The organism is Wolbachia endosymbiont (group B) of Limnophora tigrina (genome assembly GCF_964263235.1).
In the GTDB taxonomy this organism is placed as follows: domain Bacteria; phylum Pseudomonadota; class Alphaproteobacteria; order Rickettsiales; family Anaplasmataceae; genus Wolbachia.
On record NZ_OZ181655.1, the window covers coordinates 95,142 to 120,279 of the forward strand.

A 25,138-nucleotide genomic window follows, 5' to 3' on the forward strand; every position below is an offset into this window, starting at 1 on the left:
CTTTCATTTGAGCTTTCTTCAATTTAAAATAAATACAGAAACTAGCTATCTTCAAAAATATGGTTGAATAATTTTATCCGTTCAGGCAATGGCGTCAACTTAAGGGATGTTAAGGAGTAAAATACTACAAGAGAAAGCACTTTTGTTTCAATTTTATTTCAACAAAAAAGTTTAAAATGTGTCATTTTTAGGTGAGGAATGCAAAAAGGAAAAGATCTTATCTTACAAATTAAAAATGCAATATATTCGAAAACTTTTCAGAAAATCCATTGTGTTGAGTTTTACACGAACAAGAAAACTTCCTTTTTCGACAGTATTTTCTATAGTTAGTTAAAAAAAGTTTGGAAATAGAATGTGAACTTATGGAGCCGTTGACATGTAAAACTCCACCCTCAAAGCAAGCTTTTTCTAAAGCAAAATATAAATACAGGTTTTCAAGAATTTAAGCATCCAAACAGCCTATCAAGATGAGCCTGAGCTGGAGAGGCTATAGGCTTATTGCAGCAGATGGTTCTGGTATTCGATTACCGAGCTCTGAAGAAATTGTATCCGAGTTTGGCCGTTTTAAACCAAATGGAACAACAGGCACCATTGGCAATTTGTTTGTTGATTTATGTACTTCGCTGATTTGCAGTGCTCGTCTTGCGGCTTGGAATATAGGCGAACAAACGTTGGCGGAAGAGCAATTGCCCGAATCAAATGCGTTCATTAAATCAAATTATTTATCTATGATCGTCTTCAGTAAAATTCATTCAGCAGCATTATGATTTGAAAGTAGATTTTATTTTTCGCTTGCAAAAAAGAAATTATAGCAAGCTATGGGAACGCTGGAGAATTAGATTTTGATTTTATACTAGAAAACAAAAAGCTAGAAAATAAAATGAAAGGACAAAAAGTAAGAGTTATAGCGCTTACGTTAGCCAATGGGGAAACAGAGGACTTCACTTTTTGACCGAGACTTTGGAAGATATCAGCAAAGCTTATGTATTAAGGTGGCATATAGAGGAGTGCTATAAACGACTCAAAATAGGTGCAGAATTAGAGAATTTTTCTGGAATAAATTTAGAGGCTATATTACAAGAATTTTGGGCAAACTTAGTTATGTGTAATATATTATCGCTTCACATGTGTGATGCTCAAGGGCCTTCCCAGACCAAATTACTGAGTATCGTTTAAATTTTTCAGTTTTATTTGGTGTAATGAGGCAGAAACTCTATCAAGTACTTATTGCGCCAAAAGATTTTCAAGCCCTTTTTAAGTATACGTGCTAAAGTTAACAGGACAGCCGCAACAAGGTAGATAAGCCCAAACGCCATCATGTCTTTAGGAGAGTTTGCTAATGGAGGCTCTTAAGTTGACGCCATTGGGAGAACAGTTGCTACGTGTTAGCGGATGAGATACCGCGAATGAATCGCGGTATGACGGTTAAGTAGGGTGTCATCCCAGTGCCCAAGCAACAAGGACAACATTGCAAATTTAGAGTTCAAAAGGGTTATTCCTCGAGAACTACTGCGTCAGAAAGCTGGCGCTGAATTTGTATATAATGTTGATCTTGGAGGTTTTTATGAATAATAGTGAGAGAAAAGAGAAGTTAGAAACTCGCATTCTATCAAGTAGAGGCAGGTCTTTACTTGACCATGAGCTACTGGAACGTACTCTATCTGAATATGCAGAAGGAAGAGAAGTGGCAAAAAGGCTAATTGAGCTCTTTAGTAGTTTAGGAAGGGTAATTAATGCTGATTTTCATGAGCTAAAAAACGTTACAGGAATGAATGATGGAGCAATAGCAAATATCTTTTGTCTGAAAGAGATTTTTGATAGGATACTGAAAGGTAAGTTAAAAAAATTGTCAATTCTTGATAATAGAGAAGAGCTACTAAAATACTTTAAAGCAGCAATAGGGCAGTCACGAAAGGAAAGCTTACGAGTGGTATACTTAGATCGAAGTGGTCATTTAATATATGAGTATATTCAAGACTGTGGAACTATAGACAGAGTACCTCTGTATATGAGGGAAATAATAAAACAGGGATTACTGATTGATGCAGCATCTGTTGCAATTTCACATAATCATCCAAGTGGAGATATAGAACCATCAAAAGAGGATGAGGATAACACACTTACATTAGCTGCAACCTGCGAAAATGTAGGAATGAAATTGATAGACCATATAATCGTAACACAGAAGAGCCACTTTAGTTTTTATGATAGTGGTTTATTGTAATCTGTAGACCGGAAGGAAAGTTCTCCAACTTTCCTTCTTTTTTTCACTTCATAAATTAAAAAATTCAATATAAGCTTGAACAGCTAAAATTAGTAATGAAAGGTGGAATTAGGCAAAAAAATAAAGGAACTTAGGTTATACTGTGGCTTGACACAAACTGAATTAGGAAAAAGAATAGGTGTTTCATATAGACAGATACAAAGGTACGAAAATGGTTCAAATTGTATTTTAGCCAGTAGACTGTATGACTTAGCAAAAGCCCTATCGATTAATGTTGCTGATTTTTTTACTGATATGCACGCCGACTCACATGAAAGTTACGATGAAGAAATACTAAAACTAGTCAAAGGATATAACGAAATTAAGAGCAAAAGGTTACGTAGTGTAGTTTATATATTGGTAAAATCTTTTTCTCAAAGTGATAATACATAGCTAATATTACCTGATATGTAAAATGACCATACAACATCCTATCGATAAGCAAATAGCTGAAAGAATAAGAAAAAGAAGGCTAATATGTGGTTTTAGCCAAAGGGACTTAGGAAAAAAGCTTGGAATTTCATTTCAGCATATACAAGGATATGAAACTGGAGAGGTAAGGCTTGTAGTTGATAGATTGTATAATTTGGCAGAAGCTTTGTACGTTGATATGTCATATTTTTTTACCAAAGCCTCTGAAGACTTGCATGATAAGGCCTTCCGTAGCGATGTGGGCAGCGAAGAAATATCAAGATTAGTAAGAGAATATAGAAAAATTAAAGATGAAACATTGCGTGATATTGTGCATTTAGTGATAAAGGCTATTGCTAACAAATAGTACAAATTTTAAAGTTCAGGTATTTTTTATAATATAAAACACTTCTACAAGCAATACTAATTAAAGTAAATTATTTATGGTAAATTGGATCAAGTTTTAAAAACCACTTTACTTTGTAATAGTTAACCATTTATTTCTGATATACAAGTAGCTATGTGAAACATAGCCACTTGTCTCCAATCAAGAACGTCCTACGGATGTCGTTTTGTTGTCTTTTAATTTATTCACCCAAGAAAAGGTCTCACTACTTTTAGAATTTTGGTCGCCCCACCTTCCACATCTAGTAAAACTGCCTTTTTCTACTGCTTCTTTAACAGACATTCCACCAAATAAACAACCCTTTCCTACGATTTCTCCTATTTCTTGCAACTCGTTCCACATTTCTTCATCTTCTACCTCAATTTGTACTTGATGATAGTCTGCTGTGTCATGATATACCATTAAATTTAGCTCTCCTATGCTAGTATAAAATGTGACTGCAAAAGCACTGTTATCCGATATATCCACGTAGTCTCTTTCACCGCCTTTCCCAGTTTTGACTTCAACTTCACCATCACCTATTTTTATAATATTGCCACCAAGGTTTAAGTCTCCTTTACTTAAGCCCAAATTTTTTGCACCTTCTACAACTTTGGCAACATCAACTATGCAGCTATGTGAAAATTCCATATAGAAGGTCTTATTATCAATTTCTACATTTTCAATAGTTCCTTCTATAGCAGCATTCTCTCCAACTTCCCTAAGTTTTTTGAGCCTACTATATATTTGCGGCTCAATTTCTTTTTGCACTTTTTCAGTTATTTTATTATCAACTTGTACATTAAAATCTGCTCCATGTAAGGCTAACTTTCTGATTATATCTTCTTGTTTATTTCCTTTGAATTCATCACGATGCATCTTAAACATTGTAACGTTAGCGAAACTAAAGCCATCTTCATTGGCAGCATTGATTCTTATTCCTAAATCCAAAGCTTCATCGACGATTTTACTTAATTTGTCTATATTTTCAGATGCAATAGCTTTTTCCAAGAATTCATTTAGTTTCATATTTTCATATTCACTTAGCCTTATCTTGGATAAAGCTGATCGAAATGGATTGAGCTCCTCAGGATATGTTAAGACAGATAATTTACTAATCTTTTTATTCGCTGTTGGAGCAGCTTTTATAAAATTAGGTAATAACCCTTCTTTTGCTATTTGCTCTACCGCTTTTAACATTTTACTAGATAATTTTTTACTTTTTATCTTTTTCATTGTAACCCTCACTTAATTTCATTACTATTCGATCATATCGTGATAAATATTATTTAATTGTTAATATTATACGACTTATTGATTTACTATATATTATAATAACAAGCTTTACGGGCATTTACACTAGAAAAACACATCCTATAAAAATTATTTCAGTTTCAACAAAAATGGGGTATCGTAATCGTAAAATTGAAAAAAATGGATATCCTATCTTACTCTACTGAAAAGCTGAAAAAGCATTGTCATCTACTTGATGATGAAGAAAAAATAGTTCTATATGAGCAGCTGCTAGACAAGGCTAAAGATATACTTGAAAACTCAAGAGATGATATTGCAAAGTTGAAAGAGGTAAGCAAAGCAGTTGTAGCAATAGAGGAAACTACCGATAAGCAGTTACTAGAAAAGTTTAATGATGATCACCCGCTAAGAGAAGTGGACATTTTAATCTACTCTCCTCAAGGAAATACTGAATATCTATTCAGCATAGATAACTCATCAGAGCTTTATGATTTAAAAGAAGATAAAGAAAAAGCTCTTTATAATGCAGTAAAGTTAAATGATGTTGAGCTTGTAAAAAAGCTGCTAATGATCCTTTCACCTACAGAAGTAAGTAATTTTGACACGAAATACTTGGAAGAATTGAAAATATTGCTGTCAGGAATTCACAAAGAATTGCAATTATCACAAGATATGAAAAATTATCTTGAGAAGACGATAAAGTTCTATAGTTTTTTATGTAGTAATTTTAACTTACTAGTTACAAATCCTACTGACGTAAAAGCCATAATTGATCTATTTGCTGCTCAACCAAATATTGATTACCAAATAGATAAGCTTCTACTTTCTTTTATTGTAAGAGATGTTGAGGAAAAAAAGCTAAACTCTGAAATTAGTCATATGATAGAACTTCTTGAGCAACACGAAAGATTTGCTGAGCTCGAATACAAGGTTAGAAGATTAAGATCAGAGTTTGCAAGTGGTAAAAGCAGATATTCGGCTGAAGTAATGCGAAATAGCATTGCAGAACGAGAAAAAGAGATGAGGGAGATTGAGAAAAAATATATAAGGCCAAACGATTTAATTAGCAAGAGGCAGAAATTATTAAAGCAGTTACTTTGCTAGCTTTTTCATAAAATTTGTTGTAAATTTGAGTAAGGAATGAAAGTGCAGTTAGGTAAAAAAATAAAACAATTAAGGCTAGACCGTGCTTTGACACAGACCGAATTGGGAAAGAGAATAGGCGTTTCGTACAGGCAGATACAAAGGTACGAGAATGGTTCAAATTACATTTTAGCCAGTAGACTATATGACTTAGCAAAAGCCCTATCGACAGATATTGCTAATTTTTTTACTAGTATACACGCTGACTCACATGAAGCTTACGATGAAGAGGTGTTAAAGTTAGTCAAAGGATATAATGAAATTAAGAGCAAAAGGTTACGTAGTGTAGTTTATATGTTAGTAAAATCTTTTTCTCAAAGTTACAATGAAAGTTAGTATTGTTTGTATATATGAATTAAGACATTAACAAATGGATACACAACATCCTATTGATAAACAAATAGGTGAAAGAATAAGAAAGCGAAGGTTAATGTGTGGTTTTAGTCAAAGAGATTTGGGAAAAAAGCTCGGAATTTCATTTCAGCACATACAAGGATATGAAACTGGAGAAGTTAGACTTATAGTTGATAGGTTATATAAATTGGCAGAAGCACTGTCTGTTGATATGTCATATTTTTTTACCAAAGCCCCTGAAGACTTGCATGATAATGCCTTCCGTAGCGATGTGGGCAGCGAAGAAATATCAAGACTAGTGAGAGAATATAAGAAAATTAAAGATGCAACATTGCGTGATATTGTTCATTTAGTGATTAAAGCTCTTGCTAACACAGGCTTCAAAGGGGATGTTAAATGCACATCAACCTCAGAGCAAATTTAGAGAAGTTAAGGTATTGTTTCAGCATTCTTTCCTCAAGCCACCTAATCAGTTATTTGTACTTTTACTATAGTAAAGACAGCAATCCCATTTTTTTAATTCTTTAATATGGATAGCGCTGTTTCGCGCAGAAAATTACTTTATTCCAGCAGACTGTTTTTTGTAATTATTGAGTTTACTCTACTTTTCGGTCTTTTTTGTTTTCCTTTAATCCAAAACTTGCATTTTTAAAATAAATATTGCACTGTAAAATATTTATATATAACCTATTAATGTAAAGGGCTTTTCGGTGAGGATTCTGTCAATTTTAGAGAGGGTTGAATGGAGTTTGAGAGTGTAAGACAAGTTATAGCAAATAATGATAACCAAAAAGTTCAAGAGCTTATAAGCGTCAATCCAACTGTTGTTGAGCGTTCTGACGCAGATGGATGGAATTTACTGCACTATGCTGCTCAGTATGGCAATCTGGAAGCCATAATGTTTTTACTAAGTAAGGGCGCTAATTTTAATGTTACAACTCCAAATCGCAATAAGCCTTTACACATTGCTGCTGAGTATGGCCACAGAAGTATTGTAGAGTTCTTTGTTAACCAAAAGGGAATGGATGTTGATGATTCAGGACAAGATAACCTGACACCACTTCACTATGCCGCTAAAAAAGGTGAACTTGAGGTGGTAAAGTTTTTAGTAGGAAAGAACGCAACGATTGATGCTCTAGCTAATGGTGCTTGGACACCATTGCATTACGCTTCTGAAGAAGGTAAGTACTCAGTTATGGCATTTCTCGTAGAAAATGGAGCAGATATTAGCAAGAAAAATCCTGATGGTAAAACATCATTGCAGCTTGCTGAAGGAAAAGGGTATCAAGCTATTACGGGCTTTTTGAAGAGTAAAGAATCAGAAAAGGAAAAGTTACAACAAAATAAAGCACTGCTTGATGCTGGAAATAAAGGCAATCGTGAAAAAGTAGAGGAGTCTCTTGGGAATGGTGCAAGTATTAGTTATAAAGATCAGAATGGTTGGACAGCCTTACATCATGCTTCTAATAGAACAGTAGATGATTTGGAATTTGTAAGGTTTTTAGTAGATAAAAATGCAGACATTAATTCTAGAAATTCTGATAATAATAAGCCTTTACACATTGCTGCAAGAAATGGGCACAAAGATATTGTAGAATTTTTTATCGATCAACAAGGATTAAGTGTTAATGAACAAGGGGAAAATAAGTGGACGCCACTTCATTATGCTGCTGAAAGTAATTGTATTGATGTCGTTAGGTACTTAGTAGAGAAAAAGGAAGCAAATATCAATGCTAAAAATTATGGCAATGAAACTCCATTTGAACTTATAAAAGACAAGAATTATAAAGAAGTAAAAGAAATATTGCTGGGTAAGGCATTAATTGATGCTGTAAAGCAGAATGATATTACAGAAGTTGAAAATCTTATTCAAAGGGAAGCTAAAGTTAGCTATCTATATGAAAGTAATAAGTGGACTCCATTACACTATGCTGCAAGTTTAGGTTATAAAGCTTCAGCAGAAGTGCTCATAGCAGAGGATTTAAGCGTTATTAATGATAAAGACCATGAGAGAAATACGCCTTTACATATTGCTGCTGATCAAGGTCATAAAAATATTGTAGAGCTTCTTCTTGAAAAGGGAGCAAATATTGACGCTATAAATTCTGGCAACAAAACACCGTTACAATTAGCTAAAGAAAAAGACCATCAAGCAACAACACAGTTATTGTTGAGTAGAGCATTGCTTAATTCAATAGAAGAAGGAAATATTAACAAGATCAAAAAATGCCTTGAGGAAGGAGCTGAAATTAATCGTGAAGATAATAACGGCTGGGCCCCGTTACACTATGCTGCTAATAAAAAAACAGAAGCTCAAGAGCTGGTGAGGCTACTAGTGGAAAGAGGAGCAAACATTAATGCTACAACTAATGATGGAGATAAACCCTTACATATTGCATCCAGCCATGCGCATACAAAAGTTGTAAAATTCTTCATTGAAGAGAAGGGAGTAGATATTAATGATCAAGGAAAGGATAATTGGACACCGCTACATCATGCTGTTAACAGAGATAGCAGCGATTTAGTAAAGTTTTTTATAAAAAAAGAAGCAGATATTTATGCTGAAAATTCTGATAGTATAACTCCACTTGAGCTTGCTCAACAGCTTTCCCAAGGTGAAAGTAATCGGCAAGAAGTTAAAGTAATGTTGCAGGGCAAGGCGTTGATTGATGCTATAAGGAAAAATGATGTATCAAAGGTCAGAAAATATATTCAAAATCTTAATTATTCATACGAGAAAAATGGATGGCAGCCGTTACATTACGCTGCTAGCTTAGGATATAAAACGCTAGCAACAGAACTTATCAATAAAGACCCCAATGTTGTTAACGCTGAAGATTCTGACGGAAATACACCTTTACATATTGCTGCTGCTTATGGCAAAGATGACGTGGTAGAGCTTTTTTTGAGTAAACAAGCAAGTATTAATGAAGTAGGAAAAAATGACTGGACACCGCTTCACTATGCCGTTTATGAAAATCGATTACCGGTAGTAAAATTTCTTATAGAAAAAGGAGCAAATATTGATGCTACGGGTTTAAGTGGAGAAACACCATTGCAACTTGCTGTTGAAAAAGGAGATAGTCACAAGGAGGTGGCAAAGTTATTGCGGAGTAGAGAGTTATTCAATGCTGTAAAAGGAGATAACCTGGGTGATGATATTAATAGGATTAAAGGTCTTTTTGCAAATGAGATTGATATTGACTATTCAGATCTAAATAACTGGACACCACTCCATTATGCTGCTCGCAATGGTTATACAAAAGCAGCAGAATTTCTGGTAGAAAAAAAAGCAAATGTAAATGCAAGAACAGATAGTAGAGAAAAACCTTTGCACATTGCTGCAAAAAATGGGCACAAAGATATTGTAGAATTTTTTATCGATCAACAAGGATTAAGTGTTAATGAACAAGGGGAAAATAAGTGGACGCCCCTGCATTATGCTGCTGCAAGCAATAGCCTTAATGTTGTACAGTATTTGATTGAAGAAAAAGAAGCTACTATTGATAGCAAAGATAGAAATAATTGGACAGCTTTGCATCATGCTTCTAAAGAAGGTCATATTGAGATTGTAAAGTTTCTTATAAGGAAAGGAGCGAATATTAATGCTCATAATTCTCAAGGGAAATTACCAGTAGATCTGGCAAGCGAGCCTGAAGTAATTCAATTCTTACTAAATGAAGGGTTGTCTGGTGCTGTAAAACAAAATAAGGCGTTGGAGGTGACAAATTATCTTAATAAGGAAGTTAACGGCACAAGAGTTGAGGTTGACTATAGGGATCAAAGTAACGGAACTTCGCTTCACTATGCTGCGCAGCATGGCTATTTAAATATAGTTGAACCTTTAATTGAGCATGGAGCTAATGTAAATGCAGCTGATGTAAATAAGTGGACTCCTCTACATCACGCATCTAAAGGTGGAAATTTAGGAGTTGTAACATTTTTAATAGACAATCAAGCAGACATTAATGCTGAAAATGTCGAAAACGATAAGCCTTTACATATTGCTGTTAAGAATGGCCATCAGCCAATTGTAAGGTTCTTTATTAATGAACGAAGCATGGATGTTAATGATAGAGGCAAAGACGATTGGACACCACTTCATTATGCTAGTGCAAACAACTATTCACAAATTGTAAATTTTCTTGTCAAAGAAGGTGCAGATATTACTATCCAGAATGCCCAAGGTAAAGCACCTTTAGAGCTTATAACTGGTAACCAGGAAATTGTCAGGTCATTACAAAATGAGGCATTATTTGATGCTGTAGAACAAGGAGAATATGCTCAAGTTCAAAGATATCTTGACAATGGAGCTGATCCTAACTCTCTGAGCGGTAATGATTGGACGTTGTTGCATCGTGCAGCTGAAAAAGGTCATTTGCTAATAGTTTCGCTTCTAGTAGAAAGAGGAGCAAGCATTGATGCTGAAAATTCTGATGGGGACAAACCTTTGCATATTGCTTCACAATATGGCCACATAAACATTGTGAAGCTTCTACTCAACGGTAAAGTTAATGATAAAGGTAAAGATAATAAAACACCACTACACTATGCTGCTGAGAGCAATCACTTTGAAGTTGTTCGATATTTAGTAGGAGAAAAAGGTGCAGATATTAATCTTAAAGATGCTGATGGGGATAAACCTATGCATCTTGCTGCAAAGAATGGACATACGGATATAGTAAAGTTTTTTCTTGATAAAAAGCTCAGTGTTAACGATTTAGGTAAAGATAGCTGGACACCACTCCATTATGCCGCTGAGCAGGGCAGGTCGGAAGTTGTGGAGCTTTTGATAACAAGAGGTGCAAATATCAATGCAGAAAACTCTGGTGGCAAAACACCTCTACAACTTGCCCAGGATGAAGGAGTCAAGGAGTTATTGTTAAATAAAGCACTTTTTGATGCTGTGAAAGAAGGAAATTTAGTTAGAGTACAAGACTCTTTCAGAGATGGAGCTAATGTAAACTCTACTAACAGATGGGGATGGGGGCTTTTACACGCTGCTTCTGTGAGAAATAATTTGCCATTGATCAGGTCTTTAGTGGAAGAGAAGGGAGCGAATATTAATGCTAAAAGTAGAGATGGAGATAAACCTTTGCATATTGCTGCCGAGAAAGGCTCTTTAGATGTTGTAAGATATTTTCTCAGTAGAAAAAATGGTGTGAATGAAGCAGATGCCAACATTAATGATAGGGGCAAAAATAATTGGACACCGCTTCATTATGCTGCCAAGTATAACCACCCTGAAGTTGCAGAGTTTCTCATAGAGAATGGTGCAGATATTAATGCAATTGACTATGATAATCTAACACCTCTGCAACTAGCTAATGAAGGGCCAATTAAAAGGTTATTACAAAATAAAACATTATTACATGCTGTAAAGCAGGGAAATTTAAATGATGTAGAAAGATACCTTGATAATGGAGCTAACGTTAATTATTCAGATAAGAATGGATGGACAGTATTACATGAAGCTGCAAGTAGAGGACATCTAAGAGTTGCTCAGGCTCTAATATCAAGAGAGGCGAACATTAATACTAGAGATCAAAATGGCAACAAGCCTTTGCATATTGCTGCTGATTACGGTCGTAGAGACGTGGTAGAATTCTTTCTGAAAGAGGAAAGAGCTGGCCTTAGTGTTAATGATGCAAATAGAAATGGATGGACACCGCTTCACTATGCTGCAAGCAGAGGTGGTTTGGCAATTGTAGAACTTCTGATAACAAAGAGGGCAAATATTAATGCTCAAGATTCTAACGGAAATAAGCCTTTACATATTGCTGCAGATAACGGGCATAGAAGTATTATAGAATTTTTCCTCGGGTGGCACGGGGATGAGCTAAGCATTAACGATAAAGGTAATAGTGATTGGACTATGCTACACTACGCTGCTGACAAAGGGTATCCAGAAGTTGTAAAGTTTCTAATAGAAAAAGGAGCAGATATTGATGCTAAAAGTACTGACAACAAAATACCTCTGCAACTAGCAAGCGGTAAAAACCATCAGGAAGCAGCAAGATTATTGCGTAATAAAGCATTATTTAATGCTGTGAAACAAGGAGAGTTAAGTAAAGTTGAACAGTATCTTGCTGAAGGAGCAGACCCTAACTACAAAGACGAAAATGACTGGACATTGCTGCATGATGCCGCTAGCAAAGGTTACATTGAAATTGTTAGGCTTCTAAAGGCGCAAGGAGCAAATGTTGATGCTAAGTCTTATAATGCAAAGCCTTTGCATTATGCTGCTAGGAATGGATACGAGGACGTAGTAGCATTTTTGATAGTAGGGAAAGAGAAAAGTGAGGGTGTTGACAGTCGTGGTAGGAATAATTGGACACCATTACATTATGCTGCTAGACATGGACGCTTGGCAGTAGTAGAATTTCTGGTAGAAGAGGACGCGGATATCAACCTTAAGGATACTAACAGAAATAAGCCATTGCATGTTGCTGCTCAATATGGTCATACAAATGTGATGGAGTTTTTCCTAAGGAAAAACAGAGAAGGGTTGAGTATCGATGACAAAGGTGCAAGTGGAAAAACAGCTTTGCATCAAGCAGCTGAGAAAAGCCATTTAGCAGTTGTAGAATTTTTGATAGAGGAAGGCGCAGATATCAATATTCAAGATTCTGAAGAAAATACGCCATTGCAACTTGCAACTGACCCTGAGATTATTAAATTGTTACAAGATAAGGTGTTATTTAATGCCGTTAAGCAGGGAGATCGTGATAAAATTAGTGAATATCTTACTAATGGAGCTGATGTTGATGTGACTAACAGGTGGGGATGGGGAATGTTGCATATTGCAGCAGAAAATGGCGACTTATCAATGATAAGGTTTTTACAAAGTAAAGGAGCGAACCTAAACATGAAAAGCATTAGTGGTGAAAGCCCGTTACATGTTGCTACCAAAAATGGATACAAAAATGTTGTTGAGTTCTTGCTTGAACATGGAGTAAGTTCTAGTGAACCAGGCAAAAATAATAAAACGCCATTACATTATGCTGCAGAGGAAGGTTATTTTGAGCTTGTAAAGTTACTAATAGAAAAGAGAGCAGACACCAGCGCAAGGGATTCAAACGGTAAAACACCATTACAACTTGCTAAAGAAAAAGAGAATGGAGAAATTACTGAATTACTGTTAAATGAGGCTATGTTTCATTCTATAGGAAGGAATGACATACAAAGAGTTAGAGGTTATCTTAAAGAAGGAGCTGATGTTAATTATTCTAGTCACAATAACTGGACACCACTGCATTATGCCGCTTATAGAAACCACATAAAACTCATAAAACTTTTAGTAGAAGAAGGGGCAAATGTTAATGCTGGGTCTCATTACATAAAACCTGTACATATTGCTGCTCAATATGGCCATAAAGGCGTAGTGGAATTTTTGCTTAACAGCGGATCAAATATTAATGCTTCTGGTTGGAATAGCTGGACACCACTCCATTATGCTGCTGATTCTGGTCACTCAGAGGTTGTGAAGTTGCTTATAGAAAGAGAGGCGGATATTAATGTTCAAGATTTTCATGGCAAGACACCGTTACAACTTGCTACAGAAAAGCGCCACCTAGAAGTCATAAAAGCTCTTTCAAACGCAGGATTATTTGATGCGATAAGTCAGAAAGATTTTAGAAAGGTTGAACACTATTTTAATATAGGTGCAGATGTTAACTCTAGAGATGATAACGACTTAACACCATTGCACAAAGCTGCTCAAGGTGGTGATTTAGAGATTGTCAGGTTTCTTCTTAGAAAAAAGGCTTATACTAATGCTAAAAATAATAAAGATTACCTTACCCCGCTCCATGAAGCTGCTAAGAGTGGTAACTTAGAAGTTGTGAAACTACTTATTAACTTTAGATCAAATATTCATGATCAAACGATAAGCGGAGCAAAACCTTTGCATATTGCTGCTGAGTATGGACATAAAGATATCGTAGAGTTTTTCCTCAATAGGGGATTAAGTGTCAATGATTTAGATAAGAATAAGTGGACGCCATTACACTATGCTGCCAAGAGTGGTAACTTAGAAGTTATAAAGTTCCTCATCAGTAGAGGAGCAGATATCAATGCCAAGGATTCTAACAATTTAAAGCCTTTACACATTGCTGCTGAGTACGGTCATAAAGATATTGTAGAGTTCTTTACTGTAGAAAAGCAATTAAGTGTTAGTGACCAAGATAAAAGTAGTAAAACATTGATGCACTATGCTGCTAAAAGTGGCAACTTAAACGTTATTGAATTTCTTGCTGGTAGAGGAGCAAATATTATCGCTTTTGATATTAACGGTGTGAGTCCTTTACATATTGCTGCTGAACATGGACATAAAAACGCCATTGAGTTTTTTCTTAGTAGAGGATTAAATGTTAACTATCAAGATCAGAATAATCAAATACCACTACATTATGCTGCCAAGGGTGGTAGTTTAGAGGTGGTTAAACTTCTTGTAAGTAGAGGAGCGAATGTCAATGCTCAGGATTCTAGTAATGCAAAACCTTTGCATTATTCTGCTCAGTATGGTCATAAGGATATAGTAGAATTTTTTGTTGTGCAAAAGCAGCTAAGTGTTGATGACAAAGGCAAAGACAATTGGACACCTTTATATTATGCTGCTAAAGGCAGGAATAATAAACACATTGATGATGATAAACTTTTAGAGGTTATTAGGTTTCTTGTTCGTCAAGATAGAAACATCATCAATAATAAAGATGCTTACGGTGCTGGGCCTTTACATATTGCTGCCCAGCATGGACACAAAGATATTGTGGAGTTTTTTATACAAAAAGAATTAAATGTTAATGATGCTGATTATCAGCAATTAACACCTTTGCATTATGCTGCCCTTCATGGTCGCTTGAGGGCTACTAAATCTCTAGTTGAAGAAGGTGCAGATATTAGAGCTGTAAGCAACGATGGAAAAAAACCTATACACTCTGCAGCTAGCAATGCACATAAGAATATTGTACTGTTTTTCGTACAGCAGGGGCTAAGTATTAATGATCCAGATACTAATTTAATGTGGACGCCACTGCATTATGCTGCCCATTCTGGTAATTTGGATTTTGTCCAATCACTTTTAGCTGAGGGAGCAAATTTTAATGCTGTAGATGCTGATAACGCAAAACCTTTACATATTGCTGCTGAACGTGGGTACCAAAGAGTTATAGAACTTTTAATAAACCAAGGAATGAATGTTAATGATTTAGGTCAGGACAATTGGACACCGCTGCATTATGCTGCAAGACGTGGTCATCTGGAAACTGTAAGGTTTTTAGTAGAAGAGAAAGGAGCAAATTTTAATGCTGTTGATCTGAGTAGTAAAATGCCTCTACATGTTGCTGCTGAGAATGGACATAAAGACATTGTAAAATTTTTCCTTGATAAAGGAATAAGTGTTAATGCTGTAGGTGCAGATAATTGGACGCCTCTCCACTTTGCTGCTAGTAATGGTCATTTAGAAACCGTAAAATTTCTTGTGGAGGAGAAAGAGGCAAATATTGATTTTCTCAGTATTGATCATGAAAAACCACTTGATGTAGCTATTTCTGCAAACCATGTAAGTGTAGTAGAATACCTAAGACAAGCTCTAGAAGAAAAAGAGCATGTTGCTAATATCAGGTATAGACGCCATCTTTTTGCTACTGCAGGTCAGTTTCAAAGTAGTGGGGCAAGCAGCAGGCATTCTTCGCTGATAGGTAGCTGGGTTTCTTGGGTAAAAGGTTGGACTGGACAGCCATTTTTACCGAATAAGGTGGCCAGCTGTAAATCAGCTGTGCCTATTATTCAAGAAAAACTTGAGAATATCAGTAATGCAGATATTATGCTTTGTTACTTATTATACAGCTGGTTCAATGGAAATAAATGTAACATAAACAGAGCTTATGAAAGTAATACTTTATCAGAAGAGGAGATAATAGGCTGTGCTTTACATATAGTGAAAGAGCTAGAGTCAGTAGTGAAGCAAACAGCTCGTAGTAGTGGTATAGCATGCAAATCATTAAGAATTGATTTTTTAGAAGTGCAAAAAACTATCACAGCAAAAATTACAGGCGGTGACTATAATGCAATCCCTAGTCTTTTGGATTCGTATATAGACAGAGCATTTTCAGAAAATTTAAGTCAAAAGCAAATCGATAGATTTAAAAAAGCCTATAATGGTAAGAAAGACCGAATATTAAATAGTGCTGATCTGCAAACCCAAGCTAGCATCCAAGTACCTACCTCTATACAAAGTGTTCTTATAGAAAAAGGTATCACAAATGAAAAAAGCAAAGAGACCTGCTACTCATTATTAAAATAGCAGGTATAGAAGTTACCAGTTAATCGTTGCTTTATAAGGAACCATAATTATGATTTCCTCAAGTTTACTTATATCTGCATTGTTGACTTGAATATTCCAGTCAGTGCCAATTGTAAGTGAAGGATTAACAATCTTTTTAGAATTACGTTCCCAGTTGTAGTTATCCAATTTTATAGTTATTTTATCTGCATCTGGCGTTGCAGGTATGATACAGATATTGTTACCATCATTTAAATCAACTTCTGGATTTTTTACATAAATAGGGAAGATTTCAGGAAATAGCTTGAACTTTAACTCAGAAGATTGCCCGTTTGCCTGTTTAAACTTGTTCCATTCTTCTGGGTAGACCGCACTTAGATTGACAATGAACGTGCCTTGATAATACTTTATTTGATCAAGATTTTTTACTTGACGACTTAAAACCTCACCTCCATTTAGAGCTGTATAGTCCAAATGAATTATCACATCAGAAATAGTACTAATATCAAACCTATTGGTTGCTTGAGGAAGGCTTAATTCCCAGGTAGAAACTGCACCTGTGCCTTCAAATGGTAAGTAACGTTCATCACCAAAACTAAGTTCAAAAAGACCACTATCTTGATCAGCTTTTGAGATAGCAATTTCTTGATTTGGCTTCCAATTAACTCTTAAAAGATCAGTTTCAGGCTGTTCTTCTTCACTTGGGTTCACTAAGTATTTAATTGCGTTTATTGCACCATCGCTTTTTAACACTACTTGGTTACTTGTTTGTTGCAAACTTGCATGAACATTTTCATAAGGACCAACTACTGATGGAACAGTAATCTTTATATCTTTAATCTTACGAGCATAGTGACCAGGGAAATCAAGGTCAAATAATTTTTCCGTGAAGGAGAATTTACAGCTTCCCTTAGTTTTAAGCTCATGAAGTGCTATAGGATCAAGAGATTTAAGTGAGATTACTTTAGTGATTTCTAACCTTCTTTCATTGGTATCATGGTACTCTTTGTCAAGTTGCTCAAGTTCAAACTTTAACTTTTGCCCTGAAAGTAGGCCTTCTTTTAAGCTATTCCAGTGCCCTGGTTGAATGAACGCTTTGCCGTTATCAATCTCATACTGATAAGCCCTTTCAGCTTGCCTTGCAACTTCTAGTGCAAGTCTATAAACCCTAATATATAAATTTTTAAGCTCTCCTTTCATCCAGCTGTAGAGTTCTTGATTAGTAAATTTACTTCTGAAAAATTGTCCTTTTTCCTTAATTTGTTTTATCGATTCTTTATGACCTTTAAGGTCTTGTACAGCGTTTGCTTGATTTATTTTATTTGCTTCTATTTGATAGCCGATCTGATCAACGTCATGGGCGGCCACAATCTTCTGTAAATCCCAATCTTCAGCTCTTCTTTCATAACTTGCTGAAGTACTAAGGTTCTGTGAAAGAGCACCAGCCACGCTAGAAAATATTTCAAGCCCACGTGCTATTGAATCTGCAGAGCTACCAGGTTGAAAACCTCCACAAGAAAAGCCAAATATTGTAGGGATAAGGTGTATTGGTGCTGCGACTTGTCTAGCAATACCTGCTGCAGTTAATGTAATTGTTGATGCTACAGACGTAGCCATGGAAGAAATCTCAAGAGCAGACCACCCTTTATTAATTAATTTTTCATAATGAGATTTTCGGTCTTTTGCGCTACTCAAACTTGCATTAAGTGCCTTAGCCTCTTCTTTTAATGCTTCAATGGATTTTTCCTTAATGGTTGTCATCAAGTTAGCCATTGTAGCTTCTTGTTTGTTGTAAAGTAAATTAAGTGCCTCAGCATCTTTTTTCTCTAAAACGCTTAATAGCTCTGAACCAATTTGAGTAACAGTATCAGCAATTGATTTAGCATAAGTAATCATGTACTTAAAACGGTAATGAGACACTTGAGCTTTTGGCAGCATTACAGTACTTCCTCCAGCTGCAGCACTGATTAATTGCCTTGGGTCAATTGGTGGCTGGAATAAAGGAAGCTCTAAACGTTTACCTTTGATGTCCATACAATGTCTTATTTTATAAAGGCGATCTTCAATCCTATCCCACAAGGCAATAAAATCTTTATTTTCTGGAGTGCAGAAATAACTGCAATATGTAGTGAGATCAACTACAGCAGCACTAGAACTATTGCGTGTATTTTGAACAGTATCTCTCGGAGCTTCTGCTTCTATTTTACATATGTCATATTTATTATTCGACAACTCACATATACTCTCAGGCTCAGCTTTGAACTTTCCTTTCTTTTTGGGCTTTTCTCCAAGAAGGTCCCAAGCTCTTATATAAAGCATCGTTGCTTGGTTAATTCCTTCCCATGAATTTTTAGAAAAGAGCATATCCCCCCAATCGACTAAATTATCCACGTATGACATTATTACATACTTCTCATAAGAGATCTTTTTCTTGTCAGCCTCTTTGTACGGATCAAGTAAATCTATTAACTTTCCACTATCACACTTCTCATTACCATATGAATTTCCGCATTTAGTTTTAAAGGGAAGAAATTGCCATGCATTGCAGCCCGTATTGGTAGGATTGAAGACGTATTGATACCACCTGCGTGCCTCAGCAAACTTCTGCTCCTGGTTGAAAAGATATGCAACCAGTGTTGGAATATGGAAGAATATTTCCCATAAATATATCCCGTAAAATCCATAAAAATAGCAGTCTTTTGGCTGCTCCTCTGGTGCTAAGATTGCTTCTGATCCCTTAATGTAAGCTTCTTTATATGACTTATTGATTAAATTAAAAATTTCTATGCTTTTGTATTTACTTTGATCTACGTTATCGTTTTTCTCTTGAATAATTAATTCTCTTACTAACTTTATCTCTTTATCTCTTTTTCCATCCAATTGCTTATGCCTTTCCTGTTCAGCAACTTTATTATTAACGTCTTCTATTTCTTTTTTATCTTTTTGTAATTGTGATATTACATTCTTAAGATACTCTTTTTCTTTTTCATACTTTTTTATTTCATCATCTAACTTCTTTATCTCTTTTTCATGCTGTTTTATACTTTCCTCTAATATACCCTTCTCTTTTTTTAATACCTCTATAGTTTTTTCTGGCTCTTGCAATCTGTTTATCTCACTTTCCAAATTTGTCACTTTTGTTTCTAACTCTGTTAGCTGCTTCAGCAATTCTACTTTTTTGCTTTCTGTACTTTGCTTGAGTAGTGCTAACTTTTGTTTCAAATTATCTGCAGCTACTCGAAACTTCCCTTTTTCTCCTGACTCCTCTAGTGGATCTAGCTGTGCTTCTTGTAATTGTAAATCACTTAACCGTTTTATTATATCTTTTGTTTTTCTCTGTAAGTTATCATCCACAGTTTCCTCTGTTGCTAGCTTAGCTATGTTATTGATCAAAGTTGCCGTTTCCGTTTCTAGTGTTATTAACTCTTGCTGTAATTCTACATTTGTACTCTCTACATTTTGCTTGTGCTGTGTTAGCTCTTGTTTCAAATTATTTATTACTGCTCGTAAATTGCCTCTCTCTGCTGCTTCTTCATATGAATCACTTGATCTATGCGGAAATAAATTATTCAACTTTACTTTTAAATTCTCTATATCCTGCCATAATCTTCTCTTTTCTTTTATATCTTGTTCTACAGAATTTACCTTGCTTTGTAACGCATCTTTACTCCTTTTCTCGCTATCTTTTTTGTTTTCTAAACTAATTAACTCACTTTGCTTATCATTCTCTCTTGCCTTCTTTTTATCTATTTTTTTCTGCATTTCATTTATCTGGCGTGTAACAACTTTCTTCTCCTCTTCCTTTTTCTTATCGTAGAATTCTTTTATACTTTTTTCTGCCTCTGCAATGCTGTTCATACTATTAAAGTAACGCGTATAGGACCTTTCTGATGTTAGGTCCTCTTTCAGAATAAACTTACTATTTTGAAAACCGTCTTCACAAGATAAAATTAATATTTCACTATTCTGTACAGCTACTTTCAGCTTACCATTAAATTTTATATCTTTTGACTCTTTTACCTTATCTTTTATATCTTTATCCCACTTTTTGACCTTACTTTTAAAATATTCTATAGCCTCTTCTACAGGTCTATCTGTAGTCCATTCACCATTTTTGCTATAATTTACTTTTGTTTCTTGATCCTTCGCTTTCCAACTTTCACACAACTCTTGCTGACTTTTCTCCCAATTCCTGGAAGAAAAATATTGTCTTATGTGAGATTCACACTTTTCATCTACCTCAACATCAAATGGCAACTTTTGTTGAGCTGACCAACTGCCATCTGCTTTCTTAAACATATAATGCACAGCCAAAGTAGAATCATTAATTGACACATTTTCAACTTGTTTTTCCTTTTCAGTCTTTTGTAGCCAAAAAACAAATATCCTACCAAATACATGGACTATTCTTGCTATACTAACTGGTACTTGTGCTTCAATTTTCTGCCAAGCCTCCCAAATCTGTTGGCTTCCGGTTTTACCATCTTCAAAATTACCAACCCGATAATAGTAAGTATAAGGCTCTGCTATTGTTCGACCTAAAATATATAGCTCGTTCTTTTCACTTATAAAATAGGTATCTACTATTTGCAGATTCACAAGCTGTGCAAAATCCTCAAAATACTTAATATATGCATTCGCTGCTTCTTCATCTGTAAGATTACCTTGCATTAAAGTGTTTTGTAATACCTTATATTCTGCAGTTGCAGATTTACGTAGCGTAGGGTTGAGGTAATTTTCAGGGTATAATGCAATTTTCTTAGTTGCCTCCCATTCTCTATAATTATCTAATAAGTCCCACATTTCTTCAGTTAATTCAGAATTAACTGCTACTCCTTCTTCTAGCCCTAATATACAACGATGAATATATAGCTGAAGGCTATTTAGCCCTGCTTTAAGTGGGGAGATTTTTGAGCAGTCACTTATTTCAACATCAATCAATAAGAACGCATACAGACCTCGCATATTCTTATTTTTGACCTCAGAATATGTGTACAGCATATAGTTTGATAGGATATTGCGCTTCTGATTTTCTAGATGTTCTTTCACTCCCTCTACATAACTTAGCGATTCCCGTAGTTTCCTTTCAATGTTATTGTACTTATTCCATCCAGTAGATGATAGCAAATTATGTAAGTCTTTTAGTTCTAGCAAAATTTGACCATCAATACCTGTTCGTTCTGCCATATCTACAAGAGACTTAATTTTTAGCAAAGAGTCTATAGGATGATTTTCTTTACTGAAACATTTTTTAAAAGCATCAATTTCTTTGATTTGACTTAGTAACTTTTTGTCCCAATTAGTAAGCTGCGTTATTTTTTCTGTGACTTTGCTTTCATCATAACTGTCATGTAGCCATTCTACATATTGTGAAAGAGTAAGTTCATTACCAGAAAAAGCATCTTGCAGTGCTTTATGATTTGAAAGGGTTTTAATCTGCTTCTCTGTCCATGTTGCTTTTAGGCCATAAATATTTGAATGACATGTAATGCTTTTTATATCTTCTGCACTAAGCTTAAATGTTGTAAAAACTGCAACATTATTTAGAAGTTCTTCAATCATTGCATCGTAAGTTATAGATAAGTCTATTGAGTACGTTTCTTTATATGTTTTTCCAGATGAATCTTTGCAAGTTAAGATCGCTTTATTATTTCGAATGTCTATCGAAGTACATTCACTAGGCTTATAAACATCAACAGTCTTCCAAGTTTTAACTATATTATCATAAATATCTATTTTTCCAGAGAACCTTGCACTACTCGTGATTTCTGCAAGCAAATCGTCATGCATTTCATTTCCTTTTGCAATACGTCTTGTCCAGTTTTTAGCTATAGAATTATTTGCAGAATAACCAGTAGAGTCGTAAATATATACTTGGCCAGCAATTCTATTATCCATCTCCTTTGTAAAGAATATAGCCCTTGTACCAATTACAGCTACTGATACGTTGTTATGCGCTCTGCTAATCTCACCTGTAAACTTCCAGCTATCAGTAGCGCCATCATAGACGTCTATATATTTAGAATATTCTTGATTTCCTTTGTTTCCACCAAAGAAAATAGCTTGTTTATTAACTACAGCAACTTGCACCATATCACGTGCTTCACTGGCAACGTGTTGAACTTCTATCCATTTCTCAGTTTTAGCATCATAAATATCTATTTTATTAGATCTCGTTTGACCTACTTTACCACCGAAGAAAATAGCTTTGCCATCAACCACAGCTACTGATGCATTTTCACGAGCTTCACTAACTGTATGCGTTGTCCATTTTTCAGCTTTACTATCATAGATATCAACCTTTGAAGAACATTGGTTATCACTTTTACTACCACCAAAGAAAATAACTTTCGTATCAATTATAGCTACTGATGCGTTTGATCGTGCTTCACTAGCTGTATCTGTGCGATTTACCCATTCTCCATTATTATATATATCTATCGCACTTGATCTTGTTTTATTAATTTTACCACCAAAGAAAATGGCTTTTTCACCAACTACGGCAACCGAAGCATTTGAGCGAGCTTCACTGGCTGTATGTTTTGTCCACACGCCATTATCATAGACGTCTACTTGTAATGAACATCGTCTATTATCTTTATTTCCACCAAGGAAAATAGCTTTGTTGCCAACAACAGCAACTGCAGCACTATCACGTGCCTCGCTGGCTGCCTCAGTTATCCAGCTTTTGGCTTCTTCATCGTAGATGTCTATTTTTCGTGAGTATTCATTTTCACTTTTTTTACCACAAAAGAAAATAGTCTTCGTGCCAATTGTTGCTACTGCTACGTTCTCTCGTGGTTCACGCATTGAAGACTCTACAGAATTTTTGCTGTGTACTTCACTCTTTCCAAGAAAAACGGCCTTGTTGCCAATTATACCTACATCATGAACAATATTTTTATTTGGAGACTCAAGTCTTAATAACTGCAAATTTGTTGGCTGCTTTTCTGTAAATTGATGAGCTGCGGCTAATACGTCAGAGCTTACGTTAAAATGTTTACGTATTTCATTATGAAGATTCTCTCGTTCTTCTATTACCTCACTTATTCTTGTTTTGCATTTTTCAGAAAGTGTAGAATCATTGATTAATGCATCCAACCTTTCCTTGCTTGTTAGTTTTTTGTTTCCTGTTTTTTCTATTATTTCTTTTATTTTATATTCTTCAGAAAGTGTAGAGTCATTAATTAGCGAATCTAATTTTTCTTTGCTTTTTAATTCTTCCAATATACCTTTTATTTTCGTTTTACAATCCACAGAAAGTGTAGAATTATTCATCAATGCATCTAATTTCTCTTTGTTTTTTAATTTTTTGATTTCTGATTCTTCCAGTATTTTTTCTATTTGTATTTTCCACTCGCCAGTAAGCTCAGCGTGACTCACTAACGAGTCTAGCCTTTTTCTGATTTCTAATTCTTGATTCTTTTCTATTTCTTCCTCTATCTCATTTATCTCCTTTACATGCTGGTGAGAAAGTGCAGAAGAGTTGATCAATGTGTTTAATTGCTCAATGGTAATAGAATTGTTATTTAGCCAATTATTTAATTCAAAAATACGCTCTATATTATCTAGATTTAGATCAGTGATGTTTAGCTGCAGTAAAATTTGTACTATTTCTGCTGTTGATATATTCATCAACCTTGCTAGCAGGATTTGCTTATGTACTTCTGAGATTAATGATTTTCCAATTTTGTCAGAAACTTCATCGTTATAGTTGACCAAAGAAATGAGTTCGTTATCACTAATATTCCAAATTTTCTTTAGTATAGTACTATTATCTGTGTTTGTAACTAAATCCTTAAGCTTAAATTCACTTGGTAACACTGCAATTAGCGCGTTTAACTTACCAAATAACAATTTTAGTTGCCCAGCAAGCTGAGTAAAGTTGTGTAGAAACTTTTGCTCTTTAACACTAATTTTTTCTTGTTTCTTGGCTTTCTTGCTATGAGTAGTAGATTTATAGTTATCAAGCAGCCATTCCACTTCCTGACGTTTGACTCCAGTTCTTGCAATGAATTCATCAAAATTTTCTTCTTTAAATGGTTCAGAAGGTTCCTCTATACCATAAATTTTCTTTAAGTCTGATTCTTTTACTCCTTGTAAAAAGAATAGAGATTCTGCTGCATTACTAGCATCTTCTTTATTTTTACTGGCTTCTATTGATATAGAGGCATCTTGGTACAGTTTACATACCTCACTCAAAGGCTTCTTAAATTTTTCCTGTAAGTTTTTTATTCTGCTTATCTCCTTTAAAGAATTTGCATCGATTTCTTTTATTTTTCTATTATCAACAGCAATCAGTACGCCACTCAGTTCGTCAAATGACCAGCCAAGTTTATTTGCAAGGCGAATAAAGCGATGTAGAAAGCCTAATGCCTGATCAATGTTATCTATATTACCAGAATTGATACTTAGCTTATTGGCAGGATCAATTCTGTTATAGCAGTCAATTAGCCGCTCTAATTTATCAGAGTCTATATTAGTTTGAGCAATGAACTTCTCAACGTTTTTAAGTTCACTTTCACTTGTACCATAAACTTCGCTTAAGTTAGAATTTGTAGAAGTGATAAGATCATATTCTTCTGGAGAAAGGCCTAAAGATTCTGCAACATTATTAGCTTCTGGTTTTAGCACCTTATATAGGTCAGCTAAAGTAATGCCTTGTTTTTCGAGATAAGCGCGTATGCTAGCTAAAGGAAAATTAGCAGGCAGATTAAATGGATATTTAGCTGTTGCTAACTTCTGTAGAGCATTGCCACCTAGTTTCCTATCTAGATTCTTCCCCATTATCTCATTAGCAATCTCTAGGTATAACTTTGTTTTGTTAGTGCTATTACAATCTAGTGGAAGCTCAAATAAGTCAGGACGACGTTCTTTAAGTTTATGCCCTGGAATATACTTTTCAATAGTCTCAACTAGCTTAACAAAGTAAGCTGCAGGACTTAAAACTGACTGGCAATGGTCACATTCGTTATAACCATCCTTAGTTTTAAATATATCTTCAACTATGTTGCTATCTGCATTAGTACTTGTGGTTGTCATA

9 protein-coding genes and 1 pseudogene are annotated in these 25,138 nt (G+C 35.0%); 8 read left to right on the top strand and 2 right to left on the bottom strand.

What is annotated here, in order from left to right:
• The first annotated feature begins 198 nt into the window (after window positions 1–198).
• From ACE38O_RS00455 to ACE38O_RS00470, 4 genes and pseudogenes are all read left to right on the top strand, one after another.
• Window positions 199–1,340 (top strand): annotated as a pseudogene (locus tag ACE38O_RS00455) (IS4 family transposase).
• A gap of 224 nt (window positions 1,341–1,564) precedes the next feature.
• Window positions 1,565–2,224 carry a RadC family protein gene (locus ACE38O_RS00460; RefSeq protein WP_374698690.1) on the top strand — a complete coding sequence of 220 codons (660 nt, stop codon included), beginning with the start codon at window positions 1,565–1,567 and terminating at the stop codon, window positions 2,222–2,224.
• A 102-nt stretch (window positions 2,225–2,326) separates the two neighbouring features.
• Window positions 2,327–2,656 carry a helix-turn-helix domain-containing protein gene (locus tag ACE38O_RS00465; protein WP_006012370.1) on the top strand — a complete coding sequence of 110 codons (330 nt, stop codon included), beginning with the start codon at window positions 2,327–2,329 and terminating at the stop codon, window positions 2,654–2,656.
• 22 nt (window positions 2,657–2,678) lie between these two features.
• On the top strand, window positions 2,679–3,041 hold the full coding sequence (locus ACE38O_RS00470; protein WP_374698691.1) for a helix-turn-helix domain-containing protein: 363 nt from the start codon (window positions 2,679–2,681) through the stop codon (window positions 3,039–3,041).
• 180 nt (window positions 3,042–3,221) lie between these two features.
• Here ACE38O_RS00470 and ACE38O_RS00475 read toward each other — a convergent pair whose 3' ends face one another.
• On the bottom strand, window positions 3,222–4,295 hold the full coding sequence (locus ACE38O_RS00475; protein WP_374698692.1) for a hypothetical protein: 1,074 nt from the start codon (window positions 4,293–4,295) through the stop codon (window positions 3,222–3,224).
• 198 nt (window positions 4,296–4,493) lie between these two features.
• Here ACE38O_RS00475 and ACE38O_RS00480 point away from each other — a divergent pair, with 198 nt between their 5' ends.
• The 4 genes from ACE38O_RS00480 (at window position 4,494) to ACE38O_RS00495 (ending at window position 16,116) form a co-directional block, all read left to right on the top strand.
• A complete protein-coding gene (locus ACE38O_RS00480) occupies window positions 4,494–5,417 on the top strand; it encodes a hypothetical protein (protein WP_374699104.1) in 924 nt (307 codons plus the stop codon).
• A 36-nt stretch (window positions 5,418–5,453) separates the two neighbouring features.
• Window positions 5,454–5,792 (top strand): helix-turn-helix domain-containing protein, encoded by a 339-nt coding sequence (locus tag ACE38O_RS00485; protein WP_374698693.1) that lies wholly within the window; start codon window positions 5,454–5,456, stop codon window positions 5,790–5,792.
• Between the two features lie 34 nt (window positions 5,793–5,826).
• On the top strand, window positions 5,827–6,234 hold the full coding sequence (locus tag ACE38O_RS00490; protein ID WP_374698694.1) for a helix-turn-helix domain-containing protein: 408 nt from the start codon (window positions 5,827–5,829) through the stop codon (window positions 6,232–6,234).
• A 318-nt stretch (window positions 6,235–6,552) separates the two neighbouring features.
• On the top strand, window positions 6,553–16,116 hold the full coding sequence (locus tag ACE38O_RS00495; RefSeq protein WP_374698695.1) for an ankyrin repeat domain-containing protein: 9,564 nt from the start codon (window positions 6,553–6,555) through the stop codon (window positions 16,114–16,116).
• Between the two features lie 12 nt (window positions 16,117–16,128).
• Here the strand turns inward: ACE38O_RS00495 and ACE38O_RS00500 are convergent, their stop codons facing one another.
• Complete coding sequence (locus ACE38O_RS00500) at window positions 16,129–25,137, bottom strand: neuraminidase-like domain-containing protein (protein WP_374698696.1); 9,009 nt, start codon at window positions 25,135–25,137, stop codon at window positions 16,129–16,131.
• Between the last annotated feature and the right edge of the window lies 1 nt (window position 25,138).